This is a genomic window from Streptomyces sp. MB09-02B, assembly GCF_033794485.1.
In the GTDB taxonomy this organism is placed as follows: Bacteria; Actinomycetota; Actinomycetes; order Streptomycetales; family Streptomycetaceae; genus Streptomyces.
The window spans coordinates 1-5219 of sequence record NZ_JARGEE010000543.1 but is presented as its reverse complement, the minus strand read 5'-3'; the positions used below and the strand labels follow the sequence as shown (position 1 = coordinate 5219).

The 5219-nt window shown below is 72.2% G+C and carries 6 protein-coding genes; 2 read left to right on the top strand and 4 right to left on the bottom strand.

Annotated elements, in window-relative coordinates; translation table 11 throughout:
* The 3 genes from P1P70_RS40170 to P1P70_RS40160 all read right to left on the bottom strand — a co-directional run.
* The coding region (locus P1P70_RS40170; protein WP_319246769.1) for a helix-turn-helix transcriptional regulator at nt 1–425 on the bottom strand (425 nt) is incomplete at its 3' end.
* Between the two features lie 479 nt (nt 426–904).
* Nucleotides 905–1357 (bottom strand): DUF3017 domain-containing protein, encoded by a 453-nt coding sequence (locus P1P70_RS40165; protein ID WP_319246771.1) that lies wholly within the window; start codon nt 1355–1357, stop codon nt 905–907.
* 400 nt (nt 1358–1757) lie between these two features.
* Nucleotides 1758–2612: a bifunctional methylenetetrahydrofolate dehydrogenase/methenyltetrahydrofolate cyclohydrolase gene (locus P1P70_RS40160; protein ID WP_319246767.1), complete on the bottom strand. Its 855-nt coding sequence runs from the start codon at nt 2610–2612 to the stop codon at nt 1758–1760.
* Nucleotides 2613–2922: 310 nt separating this feature from the next.
* Here P1P70_RS40160 and P1P70_RS40155 point away from each other — a divergent pair, with 310 nt between their 5' ends.
* A complete protein-coding gene (locus tag P1P70_RS40155; protein WP_319246765.1) occupies nt 2923–3498 on the top strand; it encodes a hypothetical protein in 576 nt (191 codons plus the stop codon).
* Between the two features lie 73 nt (nt 3499–3571).
* Here P1P70_RS40155 and P1P70_RS40150 read toward each other — a convergent pair whose 3' ends face one another.
* The gene (locus tag P1P70_RS40150; protein WP_319246763.1) at nt 3572–3931 is read right to left on the bottom strand and encodes a hypothetical protein; all 360 of its coding nucleotides are present in this window, start codon (nt 3929–3931) and stop codon (nt 3572–3574) included.
* A gap of 243 nt (nt 3932–4174) precedes the next feature.
* Between P1P70_RS40150 and P1P70_RS40145 the strand changes: the two genes are divergently transcribed.
* On the top strand, nt 4175–5219 hold a 1045-nt coding region (locus tag P1P70_RS40145; RefSeq protein WP_319246761.1), incomplete at its 3' end, for a serine/threonine-protein kinase.

Below are 5219 nucleotides of genomic sequence, written 5' to 3'. Positions count from 1 at the left end.
GCCCTCCGTGACTCACAAAGGGTTTTTTTCGGGAACGTTGAATTTTTATAAAGGACAGGGTTGGGGTCGTCCTCGTACGCATCGGTCGTGTTCTCCGCCCGCTCCCCCGCCGCTCCGGGCTCGGGCGGCTGGGACGGCGGCACCGTCTGGGGGGCCGGCCGTGGCCAGGCCCGCAGGGCCAGCTCCCGCAACGCCCCGAAGCGTTCGGCGTCCTCACCGGCGACCCGGCACAGGGCCATGACCGCCTGGCGGGGCGGGGGCTGGGTGCCGTTGAGGTACCGCTGCCAGGAGGACTTGCTGTACGCGGTGCGCGCGCCGAGCGCGACGAGACTCAGTCCCGTGCGGTCCTTCAGCAGGCGCAGCTGCTCGACGAAATGCTGTACCTCCGGGGGGAGTTCGTCCGGCAGCGGCTGCCAGGCGCTCATCGGGCTGCCTCCTGGGCTCGAGGGCGGGTCTGAGCAGGTGACGAAGGTCGTGGGGGGACCGGTTCCCACCAGTACGGGTGTCGGAGCCGTCGCGTTCGGACAGTGCGCCCGAGTGGGCTGGGGTGGTGTGGAGTGACGTGGGCGGCCTGGTGAGGCGAAGCGAAGAGCACGATTCGGGGCGCGTGAAATCGGCCCGCGCCGGTGAGGACGTGTCAGTGATGACATGCCGCTGGTGCCATGGCACCGATGCCATTCCACTGACGCCATGCCGGGGATGACGTCCGGGTGCCGTCGCCGTGGCCCGATGCGGACACCTTGGCGGAATGGTCACTTCCGTGCCACAGCGGTCTGACAGGTGTTGAACAGGGCGTTCGCCGTACAGGAACGTGGAACGCGACGGCGGCCCGTCCTTACTCGGGGGAGGGGACGGACCGCCGTCGCACCCTGGCAGGGCGGACCGGGGGCGAGGCGGTACGGCCTCAGCCCGTCTCCTCGTCGCCCACCGTGAAGTGCAGCGTGTCCTTGAGGAACGGGATCTCCAGCCACGGCTTGGGCTGGGCCATCAGCGCGAGCAGCACGATGGCGGTGCCCAGGAAGATGTACGTGGCCATGTCGGTGAAGCGGGAGCGGACGGCGAGCATGCCGACGTCCCGGACGGCCCAGCGCAGTGCCGCGCCGGCGAGCATCGCGGCGCCGATCAGGATGGTGCCGATCCGGAACGCGTCCAGCGCGGTGAGCAGCAGGCCGAGGCCCACGGTGCTCAGCACGGCGAGGATCGGCCACTGCCGGACGGGGGCCGGCGCCTCACGCGGCGCCGCCCGGCCACCGCCCTCGGGCCGCGCGGTGTCCTTGGTGAACATCGGGAACCGCCGGGTGCCGCGCACGGGCTTCCCGTCGGCATCGGGCACGCTGATGTGATCCCGAACCTCGATCTCACCAGCACCCTCGGCCGCCCCGGCCGCTTCAGCCGACCCGGAAGCCCCGGTCGACTCGGTGCCCTCTGCCCCCTCGCGCGCGTCAGCCGCGGACCCGGCGGACTCCGCAGCCCCGGCGGTCTCCGCCGCCCCGGCCGTTTCCGTCGTCCTCGCCGCTTCCGTCGTCCCGGCCGTTTCCGTCGTCCTCGACATCTGTGCCCTCTCCGACGCCACCGCCCCGTCGCTCGCGCCCGGTCGCTCCGACGCTGCGGCTTCGACCGCTGTCTTCCCGAGGCCGAGGCCAAGGCCGGGGCCGCCGTCGGCCGGTGCCCCGAGCCGCTCGGCCCGGCCGGAGGCCCCCGGTAGCCCTGGTGGTCCCGGCGGCCCCGCCGTCCCCTCCGTCCCCTCCGCCCTGCCGTCAGCCGACACTACGCTCCGCCGCCTCGACCACGTTGACGAGCAGCTGCGCGCGGGTCATGGGCCCGACGCCCCCGGGGTTGGGGGAGATCCACCCGGCGACCTCGGCGACACCGGGGTGGACGTCGCCGACGATCTTGCCCTCGGCGGAGCGGGAGACACCGACGTCGAGCACGGTGGCGCCCGGCTTCACGTCCTCGGGCCGGACCAGGTGGGCCGAGCCGGCCGCCGCGACGATGATGTCGGCGCGCTTGAGGTGCGCGGCCAGGTCACGCGTGCCGGTGTGGCACTGGGTCACCGTCGCGTTCTCGCTGCGCCGGGTCAGCAGCAGCGGCATCGGGCGGCCGATGGTGACACCGCGCCCGACGACCACGACCTCGGCACCCTTGATCTCGACGCCGTACTGGCGGAGCAGGGTGAGGACAGCGTTCGGCGTGCAGGGCAGCGGCGCGGGCTCGTTCAGGACGAGGCGCCCGAGGTTCATCGGGTGCAGGCCGTCCGCGTCCTTGTCGGGGTCCATCAGTTCGAGGATGCGGTTCTCGTCGATGCCCTTGGGAAGCGGCAGCTGCACGATGTATCCGGTGCACGCGGGGTCCTCGTTGAGCTCCCGCACCACCGCCTCGATCTCCTCCTGCGTGGCGGTCGCGGGCAGTTCGCGCTGGATGGAGGCGATGCCGACCTGCGCGCAGTCGCGGTGCTTGCCCGCCACGTACTTCTGACTGCCGGGGTCTTCCCCGACCAGGACCGTGCCGAGTCCGGGCGTGACGCCCTTCTCCTTCAGCACCGCCACACGGGCGGTCAGGTCGGACTTGATCGCGGCTGCGGTGGCCTTGCCATCGAGAATCTGGGCGCTCATGGCCCCAATCTTCGCGGATGACCGGCGCCGGGTTCCAATCCGGTCACCTGGCGGACGCCTTCCGCCCCGTACCGGGCCGTACGGCCGTCCCCGTACCGCGGTCCGTACGGCCGTCCGGGCCGGACAAGATCGGATGTGTTGCACTTGCACAACACCCGGTGTATCTCCCTGGACATCCGAGCAGGCATATAAAACGATTGGGACACAGTGCCGCGGGCACTGCCGGGGGGTGTGACCAGTTCAAAAGCGCAGGGCATTCCTCCGAACCGTGCCGCGCGTCCCCGCACCAGGCAACGGAGGAAACCCCGCCATGAGCTTCGGCGACCCGAACAACCCGTACGGCCAGCCCCAGCAGCAGCCCGCCCAGGGCTATGGCTACCCGCAGCAGAACCAGCCCCAGCAGCCGGGCTACGGCTACCCGGCCGCCCCGCCGGTCTCCCAGGGCTACGGCGGCTACCCGGGCGCGCCCGAGACCATGCCCGGCACGGTGAACGCGGCCCGCATCATGCTCTGGGTCATCGTCGGCCTCCAGGTCGTCGGCGTGCTCCTGTACGGCATCGGCGCGATCGGTGTGGAGGCGGCCAGCAACAGCACCGAGGACCCGGCCCTCGCGGACGCGCTGGGCGACATCCCCATCGGCCAGATGGTGGCGACCGCCGTCTTCGCGGTGGCCTGGCTCGTCTACGCGATCATGCTGGCCGTGAAGTTCAAGTCCGGCGGCAACGGCGTACGCGTCGCCGCTCTGGTCTTCGGCATCATCACGGCCGTCCTGGGCGTCTTCCCGTTCATCTTCATCGGCCTGGTCCACCTGGTGCTGGGCATCCTGATCGCCGTCTTCGTCGGCAACGCCAACGGCAAGGCGTGGTTCAACCGCCCGCGCTACTGAGCCGCCGTACTGAGCCGCCGAGTACAGCGAAGGGCCGTACCCCGGCAGGAGGGGGCACGGCCCTTCGGCGTGTTCAGGCCGCGCAGGCGCCGGGCACCGGCATGGGCCCCACGGTGAACACGGAGCTGTCCCAGGTCTGCGTCCCGCCGGGCGGGAGCGCATAGCTGAGGCCACCGCCCACGCAGTAGGCGACGCGGGTCATGTTGGTGACCTCGGTGACCTGCAGAGCCGGGTTGAACGTGGCCCGCTCGCCCTCCTTCACCATCACCGGCCGCGCCCCGAGCAGCGGCTGGAGACACACGTACCCGTACTGGCAGGTCACGACGGCCTCGTCCTCGGCGGCAGCCGCGCCGCCCACCCCCGTACCGAGCGCCACCGCGAGCGCCGCCCCGACGGCGGCGACCCGGCGTAACCCCGTCGACCTGTTCCGCATGGCTGACCCCCTGAGTCCCGAGCGATTGGGTTGGCCCCTCGACCCTCGCAGCGGAACGCCCGCCTCTGCACCGAGGTATCGGCCATTCCGCATCCAGCCGCCGCAGGTGTCACGAAGAGGGCGGGTCCGGTCCCGCGCGAGCCGCTCCCGGCTTCACCCTCGCGGTAGTCTCTCATCAACTCGTGTTGCCCAAGGGACCGTTGAGGCAGCGCACGACCAGAGAGATCACCACCCGGGGGACCCATGTCAGACGACCGGCCCGGACCGCCGCCACACTCCCCGGAGTCGCGCGACACCGCGCTGGAGCTGACCGGCGCGAGCCCGCTGCGGCGGTCCGACCCCGCGCGCCTCGGGCCGTACGTGCCGCTGGGGCTGCTCGGCAGCGGTGGGATGGGCCGGGTGTATCTGGCACGGCCGGCCGACGACGGCCCCGGGCTCGCCGCGGTGAAGGTGATCCGCCCGGAGTACGCCGAGGACACGGAGTTCCGGCGGCGGTTCCAGCGCGAGGCGGGCGTGCACGACCGGGTCCGCACGCCGTACGCGCCACGGCTCCTCGGCACCGGCTTCGAACCCGAGGACGAGCACGGGCGCGAACTCCTCTGGATGGCCACGGAGTACCTGCCGGGCGTCAACCTCACGGACGCGGTCCGCGACTGCGGCACGCTGCCGCCCTCCGCGGTCTGGCGTCTGGTGGGCGAACTCGGCCGGGCGCTGTCGGCACTGGCGGCGGCCGGGGTGGTCCACCGCGACCTCAAGCCCTCCAACGTCCTGCTCTCCGCCGACGGCGTCCACGTCATCGACTTCGGCATCTCGCAGGCGGTGGACAGCAGCGCGATCACCACCACCGGGAGCCGGGTCGGCACGCCCGCGTACATGTCGCCCGAGTACCTGAGGGACGGTCGCTGCGACTCCGCCTCCGACGTCTTCTCCCTCGCCGGGACCCTCGTGTACGCCGTCACCGGGCACGCCCCGTTCGGTGACGGCACCGGCGTCGACGTCATGCACCGGGTCGCCTTCGAGGAACCCAAGCCGGCGCTGATGTCCGAACTGGCCTCGGCCGACCCGGCGCTGGCCGCCCTCCTCACCACCTGCCTCGCCAAGAACCCGGCCGACCGCCCCACCCCGGCCCGCCTCACCGAGGCGGCCGCCGACACCGGGCGTCCCTGGCCCGAGCCCCTGAACTCCCGCGTCCTCGCCCGTCGGCGGTCCTGCGCGTCACTGGCCCACGCCGCCGCCCGCGACACGGCCCACCTCCGCCTTCCGACCCCACGCGCCAAGCCCCCGACAC